Origin of the sequence: Haliovirga abyssi (genome assembly GCF_030295325.1) — a bacterium.
Lineage (GTDB): Bacteria > Fusobacteriota > Fusobacteriia > Fusobacteriales > Haliovirgaceae > Haliovirga > Haliovirga abyssi.
In genome coordinates, this window is the sequence record NZ_AP027059.1 from 1,898,025 (window position 1) to 1,924,251 (window position 26,227).

Below are 26,227 nucleotides of genomic sequence, written 5' to 3' on the forward strand. Positions count from 1 at the left end.
TTTTCACCCCCAAAAGCTATCCATTATCCAATTATATTCATTTTTATTTATTGCAACTACATCAAACCTAAAATCAAATTTTTCCAATTCATTTTTTTGTATATATTCTTGAGCCGTTCTATATATTCTATCCTGTTTTCTTTTATTTACAGATTCTTCTCCATATCCATAATTTTTATTGCTCCTATATTTCACTTCTATAAAAATTATTGTATTATTTTTTTTTGCAATAAAATCAATTTCTCCCCTTTTCCCTCTAAAATTTTTCTCTAAAATTTCATACCCGTTTTCTTTAAATATTTTTATTGCTTCTTCTTCTTTATTACTCCCTACCCTTCTTTTATTCATTTATATTCGCTGCCCCTACTATAAACTTTGTTTTATCTTCTGACAAATCAATCTCTAAAGGCTCTCTCTTTTTTCCATCTTCAAATTCTATAATTAATATATCTGGTCTAATCACTTTATTTTTATTAACTTTTTTTACAACTGCTATTTCTCCTGTATTTAATTTAACATAACTTCCTGTTGGATATATTGACAATGTTTTCAAAAAAACTTTTACTAAATCAGGATCAAAATGAGTTCCTGTACCACTAACTATAATTTTCATTGCATCATATGGTAACATTGCTTTTCTATAAACTCTATCAGTAGTTAAAGCATCATATACATCTGCAATTGCTACAATTCTTGCAAAATAATTTATCTGTTCTCCTTTTAATTTTTTTGGATATCCTGTCCCATCAAACTTCTCATGATGTTCTGCCGCTATATATTTTGCTATATCAGAAATATCTTTTCTGTCTTTTAATAATAGATATGTATATACAGGATGTTGTTTCATAATTTCAAACTCTTCATCTGTTAATTTACTAGATTTATTCAAAACTTCTAATGGAATCTTTGTTTTACCTAAGTCATGTAATAAACCACCTATTCCAATATCTATAATATCTTTTTTAGATAGCTCTGCCTCTTTTGCTATTAAAATTGATATTGTGGATACATTTACAGAATGAGTATATGTATAATCATCAAAATCTTTTATATTAAGTAAATTCAAAGCTGAATCTTCATTTTCTAATATATCATCAACTATTCCTTCAACTGCAGTTTTTATCTCTTTAGAATTAACATTTCCCATTCTAATATCTGAAATTAAATTTTCAACAACCTTTAAAGCTTCTTGCTGAGTTTTTTTACTTAATGCTTGTTTTACAAATTTTGAACTTTTTGATGGTAAAAATTTTTGTTTACCATCTATTGAAAAAATTGTATCTGCTCTATTTACAGTTTTTAATTCTATACCTTTATTTTCTGCCATATATTTTTTCAAAGATATAATATCATTTTCGCTTACTTCTATTCCTTTTGTTAAAAACACTTCCCCTGTTCTATTATCTATTAATGTTATCCCAGATTTCATTCCAGGCTTAAGATCATTTATTGATATTTTTTTTGTTTTTCCGTTCATCTTAATCCTCCTTTTCTATTGAGTATACGTATAAAAATATTTCTGCTATTATCTCGTATAACTCTTCTGGAATTTCCTCTGAGATATCTAATTTTGAAAGTATTTCTACTAAACTTTTATCCTCTTTTATATATATTCCATTTTCTTTAGCTATCTCTATTATTTTTTCAGCAAGATACCCCTCTCCTTTTGTTATAACTTTTGGAGAGTTATCATTTTCTTTATCATAAACTAATCCAACTGCTTTTTTTTTCATATTTTTAAATTCACACCTTTATTTATAATTATTTTTTCATCTTCTATTTTTTGTATTCTTAATCCCCCTACAAAATAACCCATTTTTTCTATTTTTTCTTTTAATTCTTTTATTTTAGACATATATTCATCTTTCATATTTATATTTTGAATAAAAAAATCTATATCCAAATATTTATTCCAATTCTTAATTTTTATTGTTACTTTTCCGGAATTTTCAAGTTCTAAATTTATTTTCAGATAATAACTGTTTTTTTTATCACTATTTTCTGCATCTTCACTATTAGAATTTTCATATTTAACTTCTATTTTTGCAGGAGTTTTCATCATTTCTGATAAAAACATAAATTCTATAATATTTTTCTCGTTTAATTTATTTAAATTATTTATTATATTTAACCCTTTTTTAAAGCTGCTATCTCCATCTTTGCTTTCACTTAACATTTGTTTTATTTTTTTTGCTACTTCCTCTTTTGTTGTTTCTTTTTTTATATCTTTTAATTTTTCATTTATATCGCCATTATAATATGAATATATATTTTTCAAATTGTCTGAATTTATCTCTAAACCATTTTTTACCAATGTAACTAATGATTTTAATAGACTTTTACTATTAGGAAATTTATCTTTTAATTTATTAAAATTTTTTATTATTTTTTCTACATCATTTTGTTTTAAAATTTCTCCTTTTTCTCTTGAAATTATATTTATATCACTTTTTAATTTTAAAACATTAGCTTTAGAATTTAACTTCTCTTTCATAGGTACTAACTCTGCAGTTTTACTCTCCTCATCATTTTCTAAAATTGCAACTTCTATTTTTTCTGCTGAAATATTTTCTACTGTTAATTTTATTATATCACCTTTTGTTAATTGCCTCTTTGTAGTTGCTCTAACTTCTGTACCTTTTATATTAATTAATATTTTATTATTCTTTCCAACTTCTATTACTTTAGCTTTTGTTATTTCCCCTTTTTTTAATTTGCTCATTAATTCATGTTGTTTTGTTTGGGTAGATATTAAAAATTTTGATTTTACTCTTAAAAAGTTTGACATCTCTTACCCCTTTTTATCTCCTAATATTTTTTTCAAAAATGATTTCCTATGTATTTCACAAGGCCCTATTTCTAATAATTTTTCTCTATGTTGCTTTGTCCCATATCCTTTATGTTTTTCAAATCCATATTCAGGATATTTATCAGAAAACTCTACCATTATTCTATCTCTAGTAACTTTTGCAATTACAGAGGCTGCTGCAATAGATACACTTTTACCATCACCTTTTATTATCGCTTCTTGTGTATTTTCATATTCTCTTATTTTTTTATCGCCATCAACTAATATAATATCAAAATCTCTTTTTATTTGTGATATTGCTTCTCTCATTGCTTTAAAAGTTGCATTTAATATATTTATAGTATCAATCTCTTTTTCTCTAACAATTCCTACTCCTACTTCACAATTTTTCATAATAACTTCATATAATTTTTCTCTCTTTTTTTCAGTTAATTTTTTAGAATCATTTATCTCTTCTAATCCGCTATAATCATTTATAATAACTGCTGCTGCAACTACAGGTCCAGCTAAAGGCCCTCTCCCTGCTTCATCTACTCCTACAACTATTTTATTATACTCTTTATCAAATTTTATTAATTGGCTCATATTATTCTCCTAATCTAATTATTTGTATCAATTTGTTCTATTTGTTATTAATTTTTTATTATAAAGGGCAATCACATGAGATTGCCCCAATGTCATCAAGTTAACGATAATTTATAATTTTATATTGGGTTTGCCAACGGCAAAACCCCTACATTATAAAATAAATTAATACTGTAGGGGCTTGCCGTTGGCAAGCCCAGTTCTTAACTTGATAACATTGTAATTGCCCCTACAAATATATTTTGTTTTAAAATACGCAATCTTTTAAATATTCTTTAATTCTAATCCTAATTGTTCTAAAACATCTTTAAAATCTTCTGGAATTTCTCCTGTTAATTTCATCTCTTTTTTTGTTACAGGGTGCATAAATTCTAATTTATACGCATGCAACATTTGTCTAGCAGCTATTTTACTTGTTTTTCCATAGACATCATCTCCTAAGATTGAATGTCCAAGGCTTTTCATATGAACTCTTATTTGATGTGTTCTTCCTGTTTCTATTTGAACTTTTACTAAGCTATAACCATCTTTTTCATCTAATACCCAATAATTTGTAATTGCATTTTTCCCATTTCTATATACTACTGCCATTTTTTTTCTATCTTTTGGATTCCTACCTACTAATGTTTCTATTCTTCCTTTTTCTTTTTTTAATTTTCCATTTACAATAGCAATATAAGTTTTTTTTATAGTTTTTTCCTTAAACATCTCTGTTAATTCTCTATGTGCTAAATCATTTTTTGCTACTATTATAAGTCCACTTGTATTTTTATCTAATCTGTGAACAATTCCAGGTCTTAATACTCCATTAATTCCAGATAAATCTTTTATATGGTGCATTATTGCATTTACAAGAGTTCCGCTGTAATTTCCAGGTGCAGGATGAACTACCATATTTGCAGTTTTATTTATTACTGCAATATCTTTATCTTGATATATTATATTTAGTGGAATATCTTCAGCAACTATTTCTAACTCTTCATTTTCTGGTATATTTACCTGTATATCTTCATTCCCTTTTAATTTATAGCTACTCTTTATTTTTTTTATGCCTTTAATTTCTATTAATCCATCTTTTATCAAATTTTGAATATATGCTCTTGAATATCCCTCCATTTTTTCATTTAAGTATTGATCTAATCTTTTATTTTCATCTTCTAACTCACTTTTAAAATTTATTTTTTTTGTCATATTTCTCCTTTTCTTCTTTATGATGCTTTCAATGTTGTCTTATTATAGGCTCAGTCCTATAGATACGATTCCTAATTATCTTATATTGCCTCTGAGATACCCGTAAGGGCAATTCATGAATTGCCCCTACATAGGCTAAAATATAAAAATAGATTTTTTATTTTCTACTATATCAAATTATACTCTATTTTTTTTGTCTTATCAACTTTTTTATAAATGTTTTTCTATCCCACATTATTAATTGTACATTGTCAATTATTCTCCTGCAAACTTATATAACATTTTTATCTCTTCTGGCCAAAGAGTTTCATCTTTTGTTTCTAATATCATTGGCTTTTCTTCAAATCTAGGATCTGCCATTAAAAATTTAAATGCATCTACTCCTATATTTCCTTGTCCAATATTATGATGTCTATCTACTTTACTTTTAAATTCTGATTTTGCATCATTCACATGAAATGCTTTTAGATATTTTAAACCTATTATTTTATCAAACTCTTCAAAAGTCTCTTCATATTTTTCTTTTGTTCTTATATCATATCCAGCTGCAAATCCATGGCAAGTATCATAACAAACACCTATTCTGCTTTTGTCTTTAATTTTATCTATAATATAAGCTAAATGTTCAAATTTATATCCTAAATTAGTCCCTTGTCCTGCTGTATTCTCAAGCACAACTGTTACTGATGTTGTCTCTTCTAATGCTCTATTAATTGATTCAGATATTCTATCTAAACATTCCTCTTCACTTATTAACTTTAAATGACTCCCTGGATGAATATTCAAATATACTAATCCTAATTGTTCACATCTTTTTAATTCATCTAAAAATGAATTATACGATTTTTCTCTTTTTTCATCATCAGGATTTCCTAAATTTATCAAATACCCATCATGTGGTAATATTTGTTCTGGCTTGTATCCATATTCTTTTAAATTTTCTTTAAATTTTATTATTGATTTTTCTGTTAATGGTTTCGACTCCCATCTTCTTTGATTTTTTGTAAACATTGCAAATGCCTTTGCTCCTATTTTATTTGCATTTAGCGGTGCATTTTCTACCCCTCCAGCTACACTAACATGGGCTCCTATCCATTTCATTTTTTACCTCCTATTTCCATTTTGGCAGTATCAATCATTCTATTATAAGTTCAATTATAAAAATTGTCAACTTAAATTGACTTTCTCTATATTTAATGGTAAAATTTTAATATGAATAAAGAAACATTAAAAAATAAGTTTCCTAATATTTTATTTGTTAGGAAAGTATAATTTTATTAAAAAAATAATATGATTATTTTTAAATCGTTTCTAAATAAAAAAGGGGGATTTAATATGAATAAAAAAACTATTTCATTAAAAAATATATTAAAAAAATATAACTTATTAATTATTTCTATTAATATTGCTTTTATCATTATTGCTCTTCTTTTTACTATTCTTATTACAAATAACAACATTAAAAAATTAGCGTTAAATAATATAATTAACTCCTCTAATTATATTTTAGATAATTTTGATAATAGTTTTTCTGGTTACGAAAATTCTTTTAATTTTTCATTAAAAACTGCAATTATAAGTTTAAAAAAACAATTAAATAAAACAAATAATTTTTCAAAAAAAAATATAGAAAAACAATTAAATAAAATAAATAAAGAATTAGATGTTAAAAAAAATTTTTATGTTAGTACTCTTAATTATTATATAATAAATCCTAAAGGTAAAATTTATATTACAAATTATCCAAAAGATTTAAATTTAAATATTTTTAATTTTAAATCTCTTAATATGTTAAGGGATTTAAAAACTAGTGATATCTTAATTGGGAAAATAAATTTTGAAGTATCAAGTAAAAGATTTAGAAAGTTTATTTATACAAAACTAAATAATGGAGATATTTTAGAACTAGGAGTTTTTCTAGATAATTCCTTTATTGAAAATTTAAAATCATCTTTTTCCAATTTAAAGAAAAATAATGATTTTATTACAGATATTAGTTTTTACGATTCTTTAGGACAAGATTTATTTTATAATAAAAATAATCTATCTAATAAATTTATAAATAAATTAAATAAAAAGAATATAATTATAAATAAAATTGGATTTAATAAATATGAAATGTATTTATCGTGGGAATCTGCTTATAAAAAAAATGTGATTTCTTCAAAATATTATTATAAAATTAATGTCTCATTAGCTTCACTAAATAACAAAAATTACATTATTATTTTTATATTAATTATATTTACAATTGTATATATAACTATTGCTTTTTTTATTAATAAAACAACATATAAAAAGATTGCGGAACCCTTTTCTGAATTAACTAAAAGTATGAAACTGTTTTCAAAAGATAGAATTTTAAATAGTCAAGATATTTCTTCTAACAACAATATAGAAGAATTTAATTTTTTAATTGAAACTTATAAAAATATGGCTGATGAAATTACTGCTGGATTTGAAGAATTAGCAGCAATGAATGATACATTAAAAGAATCATATGATATAGTTGAAGAAACTAATGAAAAAATGGAGCAATTATTATCTGTATCATCTAGCTTAATTGAAAAAGCTGTTAATAAAGATACTGATTTCTTATCATTTATATTACATACAGCCTTAAAACTTATTCCAGAAGCTGACTATGGAACTGTTTATTTAATAAAAGATGGTTTTGTGCATTATATAGATGCTGTTGGACATAATAAAAAATTATTAAATAAAATACATATTGATCAAAAATATTTTCAATATGGTAATTCTTCTATAGAAATAGTTGAAAATATACTTGATCAAGATGTTTCTTTTTTTCCAAAAGATTTATTTGAAAAAATTAAATTAGCTTCCAAACCAATAAAAACTACATTAGCTTATAAATTTAAAGTTAATGATGAAATTGTAGGTGGAATGTCTATTGATATTTCTAAAAATAGTATAAAACATTTTTCACCTTCATCTACAAATATTGTTAAAGCTATTGGAAGTTTTTCTACAGCATTCTTTGCTATTATAAAATATATAAATCAAAAAGAAGTATTTAGAAAAGATATTGTATTTTCCATGATCAACCTTTTAGAAATACATGAAACATATATGAAAGGGCATTCGCAGCAAGTAGCTGATTTATCCTTAAAAATAGCCGCTAAAATGGGACTCGATGAAAAAACTTTAGATGAAATTTACTGGGCATCATTAGTTCATGACATAGGTAAAATTATTATTCCAAGTGAAATTTTGAATAAAAAATCTAAACTTACAGATGAGGAATTTGAAATTATAAAAAAACATACTAATTATGCTTATCAGGTTCTTAATAAATCTGAATTTTTAGGTAATATAGCAAAAATTGTTTTACATCATCACGAAAGAATTGATGGAACAGGTTATCCAGAAGGGTTACATGGCAATAATATTCCACTTGCATCAAAAATTATAGCTGTAGCAGATGCTTGGGATGCAATGACACATGAGCGTTCTTACAAGCCTGCTTTATCGAAAGACAAAGCAATAACTGAAATAATCAATAATAAAAACAGACAATTTGATTCAGATATTGCTGATATTTTAATAAAAATTATAAAAGAAAAAGAGAAAATCTAAAATTGATTTTCTCTTTTTCTTTTATTTTCTATACATATATTTTTTTAATTATTTCTATGCGAATGTTTTATCTTTATATCCCCAATTTTCTCTTTCCAATTCATGAAATGTAATATATACATCTGATATTCCTAATATTTCTTTATAAATTTTACTCATTTGTTTAGTTATTTCATTTTTCTGATCTTTTGTCAGATTTCCTAATAATTTTAATTCGACATAAGCGTATTCTCCTTGTTTTCCACCCAAATATATCTCTGATTTTCTAAAACTAACCATTATATACTTTTCACATTTTCCTGCTGTTTCTTTTAAAATTTTAGCGATTTTAGATTTTAATATATCTTTTTCTTCTAATGTAACCTCTTTTGAAATTTCATTTCCTACATATGGCATGTTTACCTCTCCTTTCGATATTTTAAATATATTTTTATATTACATCCGTAAGGACAATTCATGAATTGCCCCTACAAAAACACCAATCTTATTTTCTTTCTAAGGCTCTTAATGTAAACATACTATCTTTTATATTAACATCTAACTCTATATCTTTCATAATTATTTCAGTATATGAATTTTTCTTTATTTTATCTTCCATTTTTATATCTGAAGGATAATATTTTCCATCTATTATATCATTTTTTAAAACTGTCATAGCTTTTAATAATTTTCCAGAAACAGCATACATCTCTTCTTTGATTAAATTAAAATTTGTTTTTCCTATCCAAATTAATCTTTTGTAATAACTTGTTTCTACTCCTTTTTTTACAACTAATTCTAATAGATAAAAATCTTTTGTTTCTTCTTTTACTTTAGAATTATATATATCATACAACTTATTTCTATTTGTTTGATCTTCATATGAAAAATCACTTCCCATCATACTTTGTCTAAGCATATGCCCTGAAATTTTTACAGTTCTATTAGCTTTTGGTAAATACATCCACATATTATCTCCTATTCTTAAATACTTAGTCCCTTTATCTCTTGAAGGATATGTAAATTCTACAAATGATTTTTCTGTTCCTTTTCCATAAATTTTCATTTTTTTTGTATATTTTCTTCCTCTTTTAAAAATTATCATCTCACCGTTATATTTTATACTATTTGGAGTTATATTTTCATCCACTTTTTTTAATATCTCATCTCCTGTCATTCCATACCCTAAATTAAAAATTGCTAACAAAGCAATCATAATAATTAAATTCTTTATCACATTTTTTCTATTCATCTTTATCATCTCCCTATTATTATATTTTTCTATCATAAAGTCTAAAAAAACCTACCTCTCCGTCAGCTTCGCTGCCACCTCTCCTAAAAGGAGAGGCTTTTTTGGATTTCTCTTATCTCAAATTTTCTACTGGAGCTTTTCTTACTTCATATAAAGTAACTATAGTCGTGGCTAATACAGATATTATTAAGCTTAAAACTATTGCAAAATATATTGTTCCTAAAGTTGGCTTCATATATATTGTACTTTTTACATTTATATCACTTGAAAGTCTATCTACTACATTTCCTAAATGTATCCCTTTTATTGAAAAATAGTAAGATATTCCGCCTCCTAACATTATTCCTAATACTGCTCCTATTGAAGTAAGTATAACTCCTTCTAGTACAAACATATTAAATATTTTATATCTGTACATTCCAAGAGCCTTTAATACTCCTATCTCTTTTTTTCTCTCAAATACTACCATTAACATTGTATTTGCTATCCCTACTCCAGACAATATTGCTAATGCTAAAGCTAATACATATTTTACAATAGGAAATACTCCTGCTGTATATCTATTAAAACCAATCTCATTCCAACCTTTTATTTCTAAATTTTTATTAACTATCTTGTTTTTTAATTCTAACTTTTTTTTCAATATATCTTTTTTATTTTTCAAATATATAACATATTCTGTAGCTAATCCATCCATATCTAATAGATATTCTGCATCTTTTAATCTAATATAATAGCTTCTATTTAGCTTGCTATTATCCATTTTATAAAATCCAACAACTTTATAATTTAATGCTGACATCTCTTTATTTATTGTGTTTGTAAGAAGTGTAACTTCATCTCCAATCTTTAAATTTAATTTATCCTTTATTGTCTTACCTATAATTATTTCATTCTCATTTGAATAGTCTAAAAATCTTCCTTTATAAATAAATTTATCAAACCCTATTATATTATAATCTTTTTTTTCTATACCATATCCCAGTCCTGCTATATTTTCATCTCCAAAAAACATAGCTCCACCAAATTTTATTCTAGGAACACTATTTTCTATACCTTTTATATTTTTCATAACTTTATCTATATTTCTATATTCAATTGAAGCTTCTACATCTAATGATTTCTCTTTTATATCAAAATCTTTAGATGTAATCCTAATATCTCCAGTAACTCTTCTTCCTGCCTCTTCCATCATATTTACTGTACCATCTATCCAACTAAGTCCAACTATAATTCCAGCTACTCCAACTACAACTGACATTGCTGTTAACAAACTTCTTTTTTTATTCCTAAAAATATTTCTAAATGCTATTTTGAACAAAATTCCCACCTCTTTTCTATTATAATTAATTTCCATTTACCGCTTCTACTGGATTAAATTTTGTAGCTTTATACGCTGGATAAAATGCTGCTACAACTGATATTACAAATCCTAATATAAAATATCCTATAACTTTTGAAAATTCTAATTGCATAAATATTTTATCAGATAAAGGTAAATCTATCCCTGAATCCCCTGCATTTATTGGTATTCCAACTTTCTGATAATGTATTGTTACTAAACTTCCTATAAAAACTCCTAAAAAACTTCCTATAACTCCTACAAACGCTCCTTCAAAAATAAATAATTTTAAAATTTTAGATTTACTCATTCCATTTGCCATCATAATTCCGATCTCTTGTTTCCTCTCCATTGTAACCATAACCATTGTATTAGCTATTGTAATCCCTGCCATAGCGAGCAAAATAAAACTTACTATATTAAATGCTTTTCCTCTTATTTGAGTTATTAATATTACATCTTTCACTTCATCTTTCCAATTAACTGCCTCACAATTAATATCTTTTAATTTATCTTTGTTTGCTATATCTCCTAAAACAGCTATATCATTTATCCCATTAGTTATTATAAATTTTTTCACATAATCAATATTCAAAAATATTAATCTACTGTCTAACAGAGGATTTCCTGTTTTTATAATTCCGCTAATAATCAAATCATCTGCATTTAAACTATTTTCTACAGTTCTTGCCGTTATGGTTATTCCATCTCCTACTTTTAATTTTAAATTATTTGCTAATTCACTTCCTATTACCACTCCATTTTTATTCTTAAAAAAATTACCTTTTAGCATATATTTTTCTCTTTTAAATACTTTTTTTTCTTCATTGGGATATACCCCTAAAAACATTGCAGGCATATCTAAATCATCTTTTATAATTTTTCCAGAAAATTTTATTCTTTTTGTGTAAATAGAACCTTTTAGAATTTTATCCAATTTTTTTTCATCTTTTATCATAAAATCTAATGGATTATTATTATCTTTATCCTCATAAAATCCTTTAAGATAAATTTTATTTGTTGCAATATCCGTTTTTACATATGTATCTATTAACTGTTTTTTTAATCCATCATTTAATCCTGCTCCTAATATTGCAATTAATATCCCAAAAATTATTGTTACCAATGTAAGTCCTGTTCTTATTTTATGCCTAAAAACATTTCTATATGCCATTTTAACTATCATTTTATCTCTTCCTTTCTTATTTTCCCATCTCTTAGCCAAAGAATTCTTTTAGCATAATCAATTATTAATTGATCATGGGAAGAAAACAGAAATGTAACTTTTTCCTCTTCATTTAATTTCTTCATTAATTCCAAAATCTTTTCTCCTGTTACACTATCTAAATTTGCAGTTGGTTCATCAGCCAATATTAACATTGGTTTTTTCACTAATGCTCTTGCTATTGCTACTCTTTGTTGTTGTCCACCTGACATTTCGTTTGGACGTCTATTCCTTAATTCTTGTATTCCAACTTCTTCTAATATTTTTTCTATTTTATCCTTTTTTTCACTTTTACTAAATTTACCTAACAGATCAAGTGAAAACTCTACATTTTCATAAGCTGTTAATACTGGAATCAAATTATAGCTTTGAAAAATAAATCCTATTTTATCTCTTCTAAAATTTGAAGCTTCTTTTATTGATAAATTTGTTATATCTTTTCCTGCTACAAATACTTTTCCGCTTGTAACATTATCCATTGCACCTACTATATTTAATAATGTAGTTTTTCCCGAGCCAGATGGCCCTGCAAAGACTGCAAAATCTCCCTGAGGTATATTTACATTAATCTCCTTTAATGCCCTTACCATAATCTTTTTATTTCCATAATCTTTTTCTACACTTTCCAATTTTATCATTTCCATTTATAATACCCCTTTCTACATTTTTATTTTTTTATTTTATCCGCCTTTATCCTGTGGTTAAAATTCTTTTATCTTTTAGCTTAAAATTCCACATCCATCTTTACTCCATACTCACTATTATTCAAATTATCATCCTTATATATAAAATCTAATGTTACATAATCATTATATATATATGAATAATCAGCATTCCAATTGTAGTTAGCATTTTCAAAATCATATATTAAAGTTTGAGAAAAATAAGCATTTTCACTTAAATTATATCTATACATATTAAATGTCTTTTTATTATTACTATCTAATTTATATTCATATTCAGTCAACAGATATAATACATTATCAAATATATCTATAGAATAATCAGCTCCTACATTAAAAAATTTATTTTTAACAAGATATTGTCCCCAAATTCCTAAAATTAAATTTCCTTTAAATTCTAATAATAATTCATCTTTTTCTTTTCCATAATTTCTAAAATAGTTTACCATTAACTCACTATTTAAAATAGTTTTTGTATATCTTATTCCTAAATTTTCATTTTCTTTTTCTTTTTGAAACAAAACCATTTCTAGCCTTGATAACCCCTTTATATATTTTACATATAATGAATCCACCCCTTTTCCTTGCTCTTTTGGATTTTCCCAATTAATATTATTAAATACATTTCCATAATTAAAAAAATAACTACTTCCCCAATCTATATTTTGCCTTCCTAATGATAAAGTTATATCTCCAATATAAAATTCTGAATATAATTTATTTATAATAGTTTCGCTCTTATTATCAATTAAAATCTCCCCTTTTGAATAAAAATCATCTTTTGAAATATCTGTTGATAATCTTAATTCACCATATTTCTTTTGAAAATATTTTGTAGTAATCCCTACAGAAAAATCTGCTGCAAATATAATATTTGATAATAATAAAAATGTTAATATACCTTTTGCTATTCTTTTCATTTTAATTCTCCTTTCTTTTTTTATTTATTATTTCTACTCTAACCTAACTCCAATAATTCTTCTAATACTGTAACTTTACCTTTTTTCAATCCTAAAATTTTCTCTAATATTCTCTCACGTGCGAGTACAAACTCTTTTCTATAATTTTTATCTGATATAAGTTTTTTTATATCACCAGAATAAGATATCATATGCAAAAGATGTTCTAAAGTAATATCTATATATTCTAGCTCAAATTCTCCGTTTTCAACTCCTTCTTCCACAATAATTTTTAGATATGGAAATAATTTTTTTACATATTTTTCTGTAAATTTATAAAATATTATCTCCATCTGATTTTTTAATATTGCATCTGCCATTTTTTTAGTAAAATCTGAATCATTTAATTTCATATTTATCATTCTTTTTAAAATAGAAAAAAGTTTTTCTTTAGAACTTAAATTTTTATTATTTATAATTTTATCAAAACCTTCTAAAACATTCAAAAACATATAATCCATTAAGTCATCTAAAAATTGCTCTTTTGATTTAAAATAATAATAAAATGTTCCTTTTGCAATATTTGCTTCTTCTATAATACTCTCAATAGATGTCTTTTCGTAACCATTTTCCGCAAACTTATTTTTCCCAATTTTAAAGATTTTTTCTTTTGTTTTATTTATTTTCATTTTTTATTTTTCGCCTCCTTTTTTATACTGACCGTCAGTCTAATAAAAGTATACTCTTTTTGTTTTTATTTGTCAAATAAAAAATCGTATATTTTAAAAAAACAGCGTAACTTATTTTCTGAATGAATTTATCCTTTTTTAGTAAAAAAAGGATTTTTTTATTTATATCGTATATTATAGTTAGAATAAAAATAAAGGAGATGACTTCTCATGAAAAAATTTATTATTATATTTGCTATATTAATATTTTTTATTACATCATTTGGAGAAACTATTCAAGTAGTAACAGAAGAATATCCACCGTTTAATTATTCTGAATATGGTGTTATTAAAGGAGTATCTACTGATATTGTAAAAGCTGTTTTTAAAGAAGCAGGTATTGATTATAATATTAAAATTTATCCTTGGGCTAGAGCATATAAAACTACTTTAATTAAAAAAAATCAGATACTTTATACAACAATAAAATCTAAAAAAAGAGAAAAGCTTTTTAAATGGGTTGGTCCTATTGTTCATATTGATTTATATATTTTCAAACTAAAATCCAGAAAAAATATTATAATTAATTCAATTGAAGATATCAATAAATATCGCATAGAAGGTGTCCGCGATGATATTACCACTCAATATTTACAAACATTTGATAAAAACATTTTTATTACTTCAAATTCAGAAATTGGAATTAAACATTTACTAGAAAAGCATACAGATTTATTTCCATATGGTGGTCGTGTTATTTACGCTTTAATGAAAAAATATAATAAAGACCCTAATCTAATTCAAAAAGCTTATAAATTAGATGCTCTTTCTACTGGAGGCTATATGGCATTTAATAAAGATACTCCTGATTATCTTGTTAAAAAATTACAAAATGCTCTTGATAGAATTAAAAAAAATGGGACTTATGATAAAATATTTGAAAAATGGAATAATTAAAGATTTTCAAAAATAAAAAGAGCCGTAAATTCGGCTCTTTTTTCTATGTATTAATACCCCACACCAGCTTTTTTAACATTATTAGCATCAAATGCATGACAAGGTGTTACCCCATGTACCATTCCACACTTATCACATACGCTTTCAAATTTTTCCATTCTAAACTCATTTCCACAACTACATTTTATTTCCAAAGGTACTGGTAAATATTGATTTGTAAATCCCATTGCTCTAACTTTATCCACAACTTGTTGCCCATTCTCAAAACTTGCTGCACATCCATCATGTGATGACATAATAACCACTCTCCCATTTTTTAAATATTTGATAAATTTTCCCCATATCTTAGTCCATTTCTCAATCCCTGCATTCTTTTATCAATAACTTCTAATTCTTTTAAAATTTCTTTTTCCTCTTCTGTTGTTTCTATTATTTTTTCTATACCACCATTGTTTATTACAATTCTTTTATTTCCTAATAAAGCCAACATTGGATCATGAGTTGCCATTAATACAACTTTTTCTTCGCCAATTAACAGTTCCAGAGCTCTTTTCCTATCAACTCCAGCATTTTCTATTTCATCTATTAAAACTATTGGAGATTTACTCAAAATTGCTGTATCTGCAATCATTAATGCTCTTGATTGCCCACCGCTTAAATCTGTTATTTGAGTTTCTCTTTCAAATTTTTCTCCAGCTAAATCATTTGCAGAATTTATTATTTTTTCTATTAATTCTTTTGGATTTTCTACTAATCTGCTTTTGGCATGAAGCTGTAAAAAATCCTCTACACTTAAATCCATTATAAAATTCATATTTTGAGACAGTTGTGCCACCAATCTATTACTTGAAGAAAATCTCCATTTTTTATCTGGATTTTTTCCATTTATAAGTATTTTTCTATTTGTAGGTGTATCTCTATCTGCAACCCATTCTATATCTGCTAATAATCTACTTTTCCCGCTTCCTGTTGGTCCTACTATACATATAATTTCACCTTTTTTTATTTTTAATTCTTCATATTTTTCTTCATTTCCAAATTTATTAGTTCCTGCTATTATAGAGATAGAATTAACATCGTCATCTTCTTTTATTCCCAAGAATTCTATCATTTGTTTAATATATTCTTCTATTTTTAATAAAATATCATCTTTTTTTACTCCTAATTCTTCTAATTCTTCATTATCTAATTTATTAATATTTTCTTCTAGTGTAGATTTATAATCTAAATTTTCAAAATTATTAGTTTCAAAATAGTTACTCATAAATGAATATTTTTTTAATAATTCATCTATTTTCATCTTTTTTATCTTATCAAATTTAATCATTTCAAATCACCTGCTTCTATTTTTTTTACATTTCCTAATTGATGTTCTGCTCCAATTCTTGTTTCTCCAAGACAATATGAACAAGTAGCTGATGGCATAGAAAATCTTAATTTCAGCCCTTTTACGCTATCTGTATGTTGGTCATTTTCATATATCAAAGTGCTTAATTCATACGCTCCTTGACCTGTTAATCCATTTACATTCATTATTGTAGCTCTTGGATTTACCATTGCTACTCCAGAAGAAAAAACTTCTCTTTCTGCTTGTGATACTATATCCCCTTTTGTTATTACTACTATATCTGCCATTGTAAGCATAGGCCCTATTTTTTTTGGCGTATTTACTCCACTCAAATTATCTATGACACATACTGCTTTTACATCTTTAATATAAGGCGAACATCTATTACATAATCCCGCACTTTCTGTTATTAATACATCTAAGCTATTTTTTACTCCCCATTCTACTACTTCTTCAATATTGCTTACAAAATAATGATCAGGACATAATGAACCAGATAATCCTTTTAATACTGGTATCCCTAATTTTTTATAAATCAAATCATCATCTGTATATAAACAATCAAATTTTGCAACTCCTACATTTAATTTTCTATCTTTAAACGATTTTATTAATTTTGTTATTATTGCAGTTTTCCCCGATGAAGGAGGCCCTGATATAGTTATTAAATTCATATTTATCACTCCTAATTTTTAGTTTTACTTATTCAAAGAACGTTTAAAAAATAAGATTATTTTTAAGACATTCCTAAATTTACCTTTTTAAATTCTATTTCACATTTTTTTAAAAGTTCCCCAATATTATTTTCAGCTATATAATCCCAACCTATCCACATATATTTTTTATCTTCTGTACCATTTTTTACATCTGGATTTATACTTGGGAATAATCCTTGATGAGATAAAACTTCTCCTACCTCTTTTGAGCTGAAAAATTCAGCAATTTCTTTTAATTCATCCTCTTTTTTAGCTTTTGTAAGCATAAATATTGGGCTTATAATTGCTCCATCACTTGGCCATACATATTTCATAGGACTTCTTTCATTAATTGTTTTAGTAAAAAAATATGGCATTACTGTGATTAATGGTGGCTCAGGCTTCACATAAGATTTTACCATTTGTGCAGGATGTAGACTTTGATGTAAATTTCTAGCGAGTTTTCTCACTCCATCCATTCCAAAATTTTTATATACATTTATAAGTATTGCATTAAATAGATCAAAATCGCTTACAGGTAAACTTACGCTATTTGCATAATCTTCACTTAATAAATCTTCCCAACTTTCAGGAACTTTTTTCCCATTTAACGCCTCTTTATTAATTAAGAATACTGCTGGCACTACTCCAATCATTGAATATTCACCTTTTGGATCTTTCAAATCAGTAAATTCTTTATTATATTCTTTCAAACCTGTAATATCTTTAAAAACTCCACTTTTTTTATATTGTCCCATTAATTCATCTTCGAAAAACAGATCAAAACCTGCTGATATAAATATATCTGATAAATCTTTTTCGCTTCCATTTTTTAAATCCTCTTTTAACCAATCTAACCCCATAGAAGCAGCTTTTAATTCATAATTTATACTATTTTTTAATTCAGGTTTATTTGCTATGAATTTTTCAAAAGCATTTAACATTGGAACTCTTACTGGACAAGGTAATAATCCTTGAATTTTCAATTTATAATCTTCTAAATCATTTTTTCCTTGCGAATCTACAGCTGTTGTATTTATATTTTTATCAATCACTTCATTTAACAAGTTTTCAAATGTTGATATATCAATTTTTTTTGTTTTTAATGCCTGTTCAAGTGTAACTAAACTTCCAAAACTTTTTCTTTGACTCTCCTCTTTCAAATTTTCAAAACCATTATTCACAAATATATCTATTGTTTCTTTATATTTTTCAGTTATATCATATAAAGTATCAGATATATTAAAATATTTATTATTCATAACTTCATCCCCTTTCATTTTCTTGAACTAAGTATACCATTTCTGTCAAGAATATTTCTGTAACAAACGTTACGGAATGGAATTAAAATCAAAATTCAAAAAAATATTGTAATTACTAGGTTCAAAGAGTATTAATTGTTACGATATTATCTTTTAATAAAAAAAACACCCTCTCAGTCACTATCGTGCCAGCTCTCCCAAATGGAGAGCCAAAAAAAGCCTCTCCTTCCAGGAGAGGTGGCAGCAAAGCTGACGGAGAGGTATCTTTTATTTAATCTATCTAATTTATAATAAAAAACTTAATTTTAGAAATATATTAATACTTATTCTTTTATCTTTTAATCATCAATTGTCATTATCTCTTTTTCTCTCAATAGCTTTTCTAATTCCATCACTATTTGGCAATTTTTTCAAAACTTTATCTAATTCTATCTTGTCCTTTTTTAAAAAATATATCTTAGCTAAATTTTGATATAAATCTATTTTTTTATATCCATTTTCTTTCGCTTTCAAATAATATATTTTTGCTTTTTCTAATTTATTTTCTAAAAAATATACATTTCCTAATTGATTATATAATAATTCACTTTTTTTATTTTTCTTTACTCCTTCATTTAAATGTAAAATAGCTTTTCCTAATTTATTTTTTAATATATCTATTCTACTTAATAAATAATAAACTTTTTCATCTTTACAACCTAATTTTAATGCTTTTTTTAATAATAAATCTGCTTTATCTAAATTATTTATTTCCAACATTATTTCTGCTATATTTATATACCCGTTGTACCATTCTTTATTTTTTTTCATCCCCATTAAATTTATCTCAACAGCTTTTTTATATTCTTTATTTTCAAAATACAATTTACCTAAATTATTATATGCCCACATATATTTATCATCTATTTTTATAGCATTTTTATAAAATATTTCTGCTTTTTTATAATTTCCTATATCTTTATACGCATTTCCTAAATTATAATTAGCTATAATACTTTTCCTATTTTTCAAATATACATCATTCCATATAGTCAAATCATCTTTATAAATATAATTTCTATACCCTGTTACTAAAATTAATAATAATAATATTGCCCATAAATTTTTTTTCATTTTTTATCTTCCACTTTATTATTAAATTTATCGATTAAATAATATAAAGTTCCCACAAAAGCAAATATAAATCCTACAGAAGGTAAATATACTCTATGTTCATAAATCACATCTTCTATTGGAATTATTGTAGATGTAGGAATTAAAACAACATAGAACCATAAAATTCCAAAAGCATAAAATTTATTTTTTTTAATATTGTATATAGCAATTAAAATTAATCCTATATGTAAAACAAGAGATAACCAAGTTATTAAATCCATATTTTTTTGTATCTTATAATCATAATCCAAACTTTGTCTTATTGGCAAAATCATAAGTCTTAAATATGTTCTCACTACATTCATCTCTGTTCTCAAATAATCTTCTCTTGTCATACTCTTTTTATGTTCTTGTCTTAAATCAAATGTTTTTATAATTTGCACTTTATCAACTGATACTGCTTTATATACCCTTATCCAAAATGGTATTAATGCTAATGATGATATTAATAAAAACAGTCCAATATCTTTTTTTTTCAATTTTTTTATATTACCAAAAATAATTTCATAAATCAATATTATTCCACCTAATGTTACTACAATCTCCTTACATCTCGAACCTAATATTATCATTATAGCACTATAAATGACATATTTGATTTTAATTGTATCTCTATATCTCAAATAAAAATAAAAACTTCCTAAAAAAAACATTGAAGCCATTGACTCTAGCCTTTGTGTAACATATGTAACTGCTTGTGTAGTTATTGGATGTGCTATAAATATAGCACTTATAAAAAATGAGATTTCATCTTTATATGTTTTTAATTTCGTTTTTGAAATTATATTTTTTGAAATCAAATAGACAAATAATGCTGAAAAAAAATGTATAATAAAATTTACTATATGATAACCAATTGGATTTAATCCACCCAATTTATAATTTATTGCAAATGTAAAGTAAACCAATCTTCTACTACTAAAGCTTTTTCTAAATATATCTAAAAATGCTGACCATAAATTTTTTATTTCATAATTATATATTATTGAGGAATAATCATCAAAGTGAAAACTCCCCATAAAGCTTGTAGAGTATGCTATTAATCCTATTAAAAATATAACCGCTAGTGCAATCCACTGCTTTTTATATATTACATCTAATTTTTTCATTATTTATTCTCTCCTTTTTTTATTCTATCTTTTATTATGTTTAAACTTCTTAATACAGTTTTAGATTTTGACATTTCGTAGCCTTTTGTTAATATTTTTATAGCTTTTTCTTTTTCTCCTATTCTATAATAAAGTATTCCTAGGTTATTATATGCTTTCCCATCATTTGGCTTTATATCTATTCCTCTTTTTAATAAAGGTTCAGCTTTTTCATATTCTTTATTTAATGAATATGCTACTCCTAAATTTGTAAGTACATTATAATCATTTTGATTTAATTCATATGCTTTCAAATTATATTTCAAAGCTTTTTCAGGATTTTTTAATTCAATGTAATTTTTACCTAATCTTAATAATACTTTAAAATTATTTTTATCTTCATTTTTTCCTTTATCCATTATTTGCTCTAAAAAAAACGTTTCTTTTTCTCTATTTTTTAATTCTTTAAATAAATCTGCTAATGCCTCATATGCAGGTGAAAAAGAATCATCTTCTTTTACTGCTTTTTTATAATAGTCAAAAGCTATTTTATATTTTTTTTGTTTCACATAAATCCTTCCTATTGTTACATAAGTATGTGGATATCTCGGATCTATTTTTATAGCTTTTTCTAAATATTTTATTGCATTATCATAATCTTTTTCTTTATAATAATTTACTCCTAAATTTATCCATCCTCTTGCTTTTTTAGGCGTTTTTTTAGCTATATCCATATTTAGAGTTACTCCAGTTAGCCAAGTCATATTTCTAAATAATGTAACAATAGTTAGCATAATTAATATTGCTATTAATAACCTATTTAATAATTTCAATAAAAGCACCTCTCTTTGTTTTGTATTTTGTATTTTTTTATGTTATAATTTTAATACAATTGAATTGCTACCCTCAATATTAAATTTTAAAAGGAGCTAATTATGTTTTTTTATAATCCACAACCAAAATTAGAAATAAAATTACAAGATTTAATTAATAAATTTATTCTTGAAATAAAATCTAATAAAAATCTATCTAAATATATCAAAATATTTGGTATTACAGGTCCTGCTGCTAGAAGTCAGGCCGTATATCCATATAGTGATATTGATTTTTATGCCATTACAAATTTTATCTCTTCTAAATATGAAAAAATATTAAGAAATATTTTCAACAATATCTTTATCAATTTAGACATTGAATGTTCTTTACTTTTAGTTGCGCCTTCAATATATTATCGACCAGATTTAATGTTTTTTGAGTTTAATAATTCTGGAATAGTTTATTTAGGAGAAAAACAAAATAAACTTTCATTAGATAAAATACCTAATTGGGAAATTTTTAGACTTCTAACTTTTAGAAGCAATCCTTTTTTTTCTACTTTTTCTTTATCAAACAATAAATTGATAATTAAAGATATTGAAAAATTTTATTATTATTATTCAAAATTAATATTAGGTATTAGTGAAGCATTTCTTATACTAAAGAACAAATACAGTGCTGATAATTTTGAAAGGCAAAAAGATATTAAGAGTTTAGAGATAAGTTTACAATTAAAAAATGAGATAGAAAAAGCATTTTTATTTAGATATAAAAATTATAACTATACAGAAACTCCTGAAAAACTTTTTGAAAATGCTATAACTTTTTTAAAAATTGTTTGGGATAAATTAATAATCGAATATTTTAAAACAGATAAAAAAACTGCATTAAACAAACTAAAAAAAATTAATGCACCTTTCCCTGCTATTTTATATACAAGATTATTTTTTATGATAAATTATTACAAATATAATAATAAAATTATATTTTCTATAAGAGAACCATTTATAGATGAGATATTTTCTACTTTAGAATTTTTAGAAAATCCAAGTGAAAATATTAGAAAAAAATTAGTTTTATATTGGAAAATAGCTCCTAGATTTTGGAAAAAAAATTAGTTAGGAACGGCTTAAAAATAAGTTCCTTATATTTTTAACGTTCCTAGAGTTTTTATATCTTTACTAATTTTTTTATATCCTCTCTTGTTATTGTTTTCGTTATAAAAATATATATACTATATACAATTAATGCTACTGCAAAAGATATTGGTCCTTTTATCCAAATACTCCAATCTAACAACATTCTAAATCCAACCATTATTATAATAAAAATTAATCCTGCTATGAGAAAATTTAATAGTTTCCATCCGTTCACATTAAACTTTAACTCTTTCCTAGAAACGAAAAAAGTATAAATCCACATAAAAAAGTTTGAAATTGATGTAGCAAAAGCTGCTCCATACAAACCTGTAAATGGAATTAATGTTAAATTTAATATTACATTAATTATTGTTCCTACAATTGTAATTTTTAAAATTTCTTTTGGTTTTCCTATTGCATATAATATTCCATTATTAATATAGCTTAATATCAAAAATATTAATCCAAAACTTAATAAAGATAATCCTCCATACGCTCTATAATATTTTGTACCATATATAATATTAATATATACCATTGGATATATTATAAGCGTTGAAAAAATAGGAACCATTCCTGCTAATAAAAATAGATATATTTTTTCAATTAATTCTTTTAATATTTCAAAATCTCTTTTAGCATACAACTCTCCTATAAGAGGAGTAAAAAAAACAAATATTCCAGAAAAAAGAGTTACAAATATTTTAAAAATATTTACTGCTACTTTATAGTTTGCAACTGAAATGTTGTCTTTTATTACAGATAACATAAGTATATCTATATTATTTAAAATATAATTGTTAAATCCTATTCCTATAGTTAAAAAACCATATATAAAATATATTTTGATTCTCTTAGAAGATAATTTTAATTTTTCTCCTCTAATTTTAGGAAATAATATTTTTATAAAAAAAATTATTTCTATAAAATAACTTACAAACAATATTTTAGATAATTTTGTCAAATTTGAATTATTATTAAGATAAAAAAATATACCTGAAAGATATATAATACCTCTTATTATTTCTCCAAAATTTACATTTTTTATATCTTGAAAAGATTTTACAAAAGTTTTATATAAATTTTCTAAAACCATTACTATAATTCCAGCAAAAAAGATAAAAAATAGATTACTGTTTTTTATCTTTAATAAATCACTAATTAATCCTGATAAAAAAAATAGAATAATTAGGGAAATTAATCCATTAAATAAGAGTGATACTGAAGAAACTATTATAATTTCTTTAATATTTCCATTTTTTTTTCTAATATTAAATTTTGGAATATATCTTTGAGCTACAGAACTCCAACCTAAATCAAGAAAAATAGAAAATAAAATTAGAAATCCCCATATAGTAGAAAAATCTCCAAATTCTTTCAAAGAAATTTTCCTAGCAAGTAAAATATTTGCCAAATATCCTAAAAAACTACTAATTAATAATCCACCATAACTTAATATTAAATTCCAGTAAATTTTTCTTTTTAATGTTGGCATTTTATTCTCCTTCTGTACTTATAAATAATATTTTTTACAACATCTATTAATAACTTAAATCTTCTTATCATCTCTTTCATTTTCTATCTCTTTTTCCATATATTTAACCATATTTTTAAACTCTTTAAATTTAACTTTATTTGCTAAAACTATCCCTAATGGAACTGGAAAAGAGCTGTGCGGTGGCTTATTATAATTATACTCTCTTTTTTTTATATATAAATCAGTTCCTCTTTCTGTTTTATTTAATTTTACATCTCTCTTCATGAATATTTCAGATAATCTATGATAATTTAAAATAACTTCTGATTTCAATTCTAAATCTTTTTTGGAACTTTTAATATTTATTAATTTAGGCTTTTTATTATTATATGGTATAAATTCTTTAGGCAGTTGATATTTTGTATTATCTAATTTCAGATTTTTTAAAAATTCCCTCATAAAAAATAGATAAAATCTTTTTAAATTCATGTAATTATTATAAGTTGGATATTCAAAAATTTCACTTTTTAATTTTAATTTTTCTATTGCTTTCATCACAATAAAATTGGTAACATCATGGTCAATATGTCCACCTTCATATGTTGGGATAAATATTTTATTCGGTTTTATTTTTTTTAATATCTCATTTATATCCTTAAATAATTTTTTAGCTTCTTCAATTTTATATAGTGTTGTATCTTCATATTTTAAAAAAATTAGATTTTTTAATGGGATTTTAAAATATTTTTTTATTGTCTTCTTTATTGCGACTCTTCTTGCTTTTATATACCTTTTTTCACTATTTTTAGCTCCTTGAGTTGTATAAACTATTGTAATATTATTCCCTTTTTTTAACTCATTTTTCATCATTAAACTATTATTTATAATATCATCATCAGGATGTGGTGCAAATATTATTATATTTTCCATAATTTCTCTCCAATTTTAATTATTTAGGAACAGCTTAAAAATAACCTTCCCATTTTGTTTTAAAATACGCAACGATTTAAGCGTTTTTATAACAAAATATAAGAAACTTATTTTTTAAACGTTCCTTAAAACACTCAAAAAAACTTTTTTAAATTTCTCCTTTTGCCTATCTTCTGAATACTTCTTTGTTACCTCTTTTGCTTTTTCTCCTAACTCTTTAATATTATACTCTTTTTTTTCTATACTTTCCAATATTCCAACTATATTTTTTTTACTTAAATCAATTACAAAATTTTTTTCTACCTTTTCTACAATCTCTTTTAATCCTACATTTTTACTAACTATTGGCAATATTCCACAATACATACTTTCTAATACAGCCATTCCTGCTGCATCACTTCTTGAAGGTTGTATATATATACTTGATTTTTCAAAATATTTTCTTATATCTTTTTCATATCCTGTAAATATTATATTTTTATATTCAGAATATCTCTTTTTATAATTATTATATAAAATATCTTCTCCAATTATATATAATTTATAATCTTTATATTTTTTATTAAATCCTATAAAAGCTTCTATCAAAATATCAGTCCCTTTTATTTTAGAAGGTCCTCCTATTGTAAGAATTGCTTTTTTGTTGTAATCTATTTTTATATTTTCTAATCTTTTTGTATCTATAAAAGGATAAACAACCTCATTTTTTATATTTATATATTTATCTGCTATTTTTTTTATTTCGTAAGTAGTAGAGATTATTCCATCAATATATTTACAAAGCCACAATTTGTAATCTAAAACTATTTTTTTATCAAATTCTAAATCTCTAAAAAAAGAGTTCGAATTTATTGCTACTATCTTTATATTTTTATTAAATATCTTTTTTATAATTACAGGTAAACTTTTATTTATTGCATCCACTATATAAATATCTGCTTTTGGTATAAAAAAAATAGAAAACATTGAAAAAATTTGATGTAAAATAGCATTTCTCCTGATAAATTCTCTATCAAAAATAGGTAATAAAAAATACGAAAACTCCTCTACTCCTACACTTTTAGCAAACTCTTTATGTAATTTATGTGCTTTTTTTTCAATATATACTATTTTTAAATTATCCATTA

27 protein-coding genes are annotated in these 26,227 nt (G+C 24.2%); 3 read left to right on the top strand and 24 right to left on the bottom strand.

Annotated features, from left to right (window positions below):
• Window positions 1-3 precede the first annotated feature (3 nt).
• The 7 genes from RDY08_RS08420 to nfo form a co-directional block, all read right to left on the bottom strand.
• Window positions 4-348: a YraN family protein gene (locus tag RDY08_RS08420; RefSeq protein WP_307903930.1), complete on the bottom strand. Its 345-nt coding sequence runs from the start codon at window positions 346-348 to the stop codon at window positions 4-6.
• Window positions 341-1,477 carry an HD-GYP domain-containing protein gene (locus RDY08_RS08425; RefSeq protein ID WP_307903931.1) on the bottom strand — a complete coding sequence of 379 codons (1,137 nt, stop codon included), beginning with the start codon at window positions 1,475-1,477 and terminating at the stop codon, window positions 341-343. The genes RDY08_RS08420 and RDY08_RS08425 overlap by 8 nt, the downstream gene beginning before the upstream one ends.
• A gap of 1 nt (window position 1,478) precedes the next feature.
• Window positions 1,479-1,733 (bottom strand): EscU/YscU/HrcU family type III secretion system export apparatus switch protein, encoded by a 255-nt coding sequence (locus RDY08_RS08430; protein WP_307903932.1) that lies wholly within the window; start codon window positions 1,731-1,733, stop codon window positions 1,479-1,481.
• The gene (locus RDY08_RS08435; RefSeq protein WP_307903933.1) at window positions 1,730-2,788 is read right to left on the bottom strand and encodes a TP0910 N-terminal domain-containing protein; all 1,059 of its coding nucleotides are present in this window, start codon (window positions 2,786-2,788) and stop codon (window positions 1,730-1,732) included. Before RDY08_RS08435 ends, RDY08_RS08430 begins: the two co-directional genes overlap by 4 nt.
• A gap of 3 nt (window positions 2,789-2,791) precedes the next feature.
• A complete protein-coding gene (gene rnhB, locus RDY08_RS08440; RefSeq protein WP_307903934.1) occupies window positions 2,792-3,394 on the bottom strand; it encodes a ribonuclease HII in 603 nt (200 codons plus the stop codon).
• Between the two features lie 264 nt (window positions 3,395-3,658).
• Entirely contained in the window at window positions 3,659-4,585 is a 927-nt protein-coding gene (locus tag RDY08_RS08445) for an RluA family pseudouridine synthase (protein WP_307903935.1), read from the bottom strand.
• Window positions 4,586-4,840: 255 nt separating this feature from the next.
• A complete protein-coding gene (nfo, locus tag RDY08_RS08450) occupies window positions 4,841-5,686 on the bottom strand; it encodes a deoxyribonuclease IV (RefSeq protein ID WP_307903936.1) in 846 nt (281 codons plus the stop codon).
• Between the two features lie 234 nt (window positions 5,687-5,920).
• Between nfo and RDY08_RS08455 the strand changes: the two genes are divergently transcribed.
• On the top strand, window positions 5,921-8,185 hold the full coding sequence (locus RDY08_RS08455) for an HD-GYP domain-containing protein (protein ID WP_307903937.1): 2,265 nt from the start codon (window positions 5,921-5,923) through the stop codon (window positions 8,183-8,185).
• Between the two features lie 54 nt (window positions 8,186-8,239).
• Here RDY08_RS08455 and RDY08_RS08460 read toward each other — a convergent pair whose 3' ends face one another.
• The 7 genes from RDY08_RS08460 to RDY08_RS08490 all read right to left on the bottom strand — a co-directional run bounded on the left by RDY08_RS08460 (window position 8,240) and on the right by RDY08_RS08490 (window position 14,254).
• Window positions 8,240-8,581: a tautomerase family protein gene (locus RDY08_RS08460; RefSeq protein WP_307903938.1), complete on the bottom strand. Its 342-nt coding sequence runs from the start codon at window positions 8,579-8,581 to the stop codon at window positions 8,240-8,242.
• A gap of 88 nt (window positions 8,582-8,669) precedes the next feature.
• A complete protein-coding gene (locus RDY08_RS08465) occupies window positions 8,670-9,416 on the bottom strand; it encodes an outer membrane lipoprotein-sorting protein (RefSeq protein WP_307903939.1) in 747 nt (248 codons plus the stop codon).
• 112 nt (window positions 9,417-9,528) lie between these two features.
• Entirely contained in the window at window positions 9,529-10,737 is a 1,209-nt protein-coding gene (locus tag RDY08_RS08470) for an ABC transporter permease (protein WP_307903940.1), read from the bottom strand.
• A 25-nt stretch (window positions 10,738-10,762) separates the two neighbouring features.
• The gene (locus RDY08_RS08475) at window positions 10,763-11,944 is read right to left on the bottom strand and encodes an ABC transporter permease (RefSeq protein WP_307903941.1); all 1,182 of its coding nucleotides are present in this window, start codon (window positions 11,942-11,944) and stop codon (window positions 10,763-10,765) included.
• Window positions 11,941-12,627: an ABC transporter ATP-binding protein gene (locus RDY08_RS08480; protein WP_307903942.1), complete on the bottom strand. Its 687-nt coding sequence runs from the start codon at window positions 12,625-12,627 to the stop codon at window positions 11,941-11,943. Before RDY08_RS08480 ends, RDY08_RS08475 begins: the two co-directional genes overlap by 4 nt.
• A gap of 80 nt (window positions 12,628-12,707) precedes the next feature.
• Window positions 12,708-13,586 carry a hypothetical protein gene (locus tag RDY08_RS08485; RefSeq protein WP_307903943.1) on the bottom strand — a complete coding sequence of 293 codons (879 nt, stop codon included), beginning with the start codon at window positions 13,584-13,586 and terminating at the stop codon, window positions 12,708-12,710.
• A gap of 38 nt (window positions 13,587-13,624) precedes the next feature.
• Complete coding sequence (locus RDY08_RS08490; RefSeq protein ID WP_307903944.1) at window positions 13,625-14,254, bottom strand: TetR/AcrR family transcriptional regulator; 630 nt, start codon at window positions 14,252-14,254, stop codon at window positions 13,625-13,627.
• A gap of 210 nt (window positions 14,255-14,464) precedes the next feature.
• On the opposite strand from RDY08_RS08490, the gene RDY08_RS08495 reads away from it, so the two are divergent.
• Entirely contained in the window at window positions 14,465-15,190 is a 726-nt protein-coding gene (locus RDY08_RS08495; RefSeq protein ID WP_307903945.1) for a substrate-binding periplasmic protein, read from the top strand.
• Between the two features lie 50 nt (window positions 15,191-15,240).
• On the opposite strand, the gene RDY08_RS08500 is transcribed toward RDY08_RS08495, so the two are convergent.
• From RDY08_RS08500 to RDY08_RS08530, 7 genes are all read right to left on the bottom strand, one after another.
• A complete protein-coding gene (locus RDY08_RS08500; protein WP_307903946.1) occupies window positions 15,241-15,486 on the bottom strand; it encodes a hypothetical protein in 246 nt (81 codons plus the stop codon).
• Window positions 15,487-15,506: 20 nt separating this feature from the next.
• Window positions 15,507-16,517, bottom strand: a complete 1,011-nt coding sequence (locus RDY08_RS08505; protein ID WP_372339413.1) for an ATP-binding cassette domain-containing protein — start codon at window positions 16,515-16,517, stop codon at window positions 15,507-15,509.
• A complete protein-coding gene (locus RDY08_RS08510; RefSeq protein ID WP_307903947.1) occupies window positions 16,514-17,212 on the bottom strand; it encodes a GTP-binding protein in 699 nt (232 codons plus the stop codon). The genes RDY08_RS08505 and RDY08_RS08510 overlap by 4 nt, the downstream gene beginning before the upstream one ends.
• Window positions 17,213-17,274: 62 nt before the next feature.
• On the bottom strand, window positions 17,275-18,495 hold the full coding sequence (locus RDY08_RS08515; RefSeq protein ID WP_307903948.1) for an ABC transporter substrate-binding protein: 1,221 nt from the start codon (window positions 18,493-18,495) through the stop codon (window positions 17,275-17,277).
• Window positions 18,496-18,840: 345 nt separating this feature from the next.
• A complete protein-coding gene (locus RDY08_RS08520) occupies window positions 18,841-19,608 on the bottom strand; it encodes a tetratricopeptide repeat protein (protein ID WP_307903949.1) in 768 nt (255 codons plus the stop codon).
• Complete coding sequence (locus RDY08_RS08525) at window positions 19,605-20,759, bottom strand: ArnT family glycosyltransferase (protein WP_307903950.1); 1,155 nt, start codon at window positions 20,757-20,759, stop codon at window positions 19,605-19,607. Before RDY08_RS08525 ends, RDY08_RS08520 begins: the two co-directional genes overlap by 4 nt.
• Window positions 20,759-21,571 carry a tetratricopeptide repeat protein gene (locus RDY08_RS08530; RefSeq protein WP_307903951.1) on the bottom strand — a complete coding sequence of 271 codons (813 nt, stop codon included), beginning with the start codon at window positions 21,569-21,571 and terminating at the stop codon, window positions 20,759-20,761. Before RDY08_RS08530 ends, RDY08_RS08525 begins: the two co-directional genes overlap by 1 nt.
• 102 nt (window positions 21,572-21,673) lie before the next feature.
• Between RDY08_RS08530 and RDY08_RS08535 the strand changes: the two genes are divergently transcribed.
• Window positions 21,674-22,672 carry a hypothetical protein gene (locus RDY08_RS08535; protein ID WP_307903952.1) on the top strand — a complete coding sequence of 333 codons (999 nt, stop codon included), beginning with the start codon at window positions 21,674-21,676 and terminating at the stop codon, window positions 22,670-22,672.
• A 52-nt stretch (window positions 22,673-22,724) separates the two neighbouring features.
• On the opposite strand, the gene RDY08_RS08540 is transcribed toward RDY08_RS08535, so the two are convergent.
• From RDY08_RS08540 to RDY08_RS08550, 3 genes are all read right to left on the bottom strand, one after another.
• Complete coding sequence (locus tag RDY08_RS08540; protein WP_307903953.1) at window positions 22,725-24,188, bottom strand: oligosaccharide flippase family protein; 1,464 nt, start codon at window positions 24,186-24,188, stop codon at window positions 22,725-22,727.
• 54 nt (window positions 24,189-24,242) lie between these two features.
• Window positions 24,243-25,100 carry a PIG-L deacetylase family protein gene (locus tag RDY08_RS08545; protein WP_307903954.1) on the bottom strand — a complete coding sequence of 286 codons (858 nt, stop codon included), beginning with the start codon at window positions 25,098-25,100 and terminating at the stop codon, window positions 24,243-24,245.
• A 114-nt stretch (window positions 25,101-25,214) separates the two neighbouring features.
• Complete coding sequence (locus RDY08_RS08550) at window positions 25,215-26,225, bottom strand: glycosyltransferase family 4 protein (RefSeq protein ID WP_307903955.1); 1,011 nt, start codon at window positions 26,223-26,225, stop codon at window positions 25,215-25,217.
• Window positions 26,226-26,227: the final 2 nt, after the last annotated feature.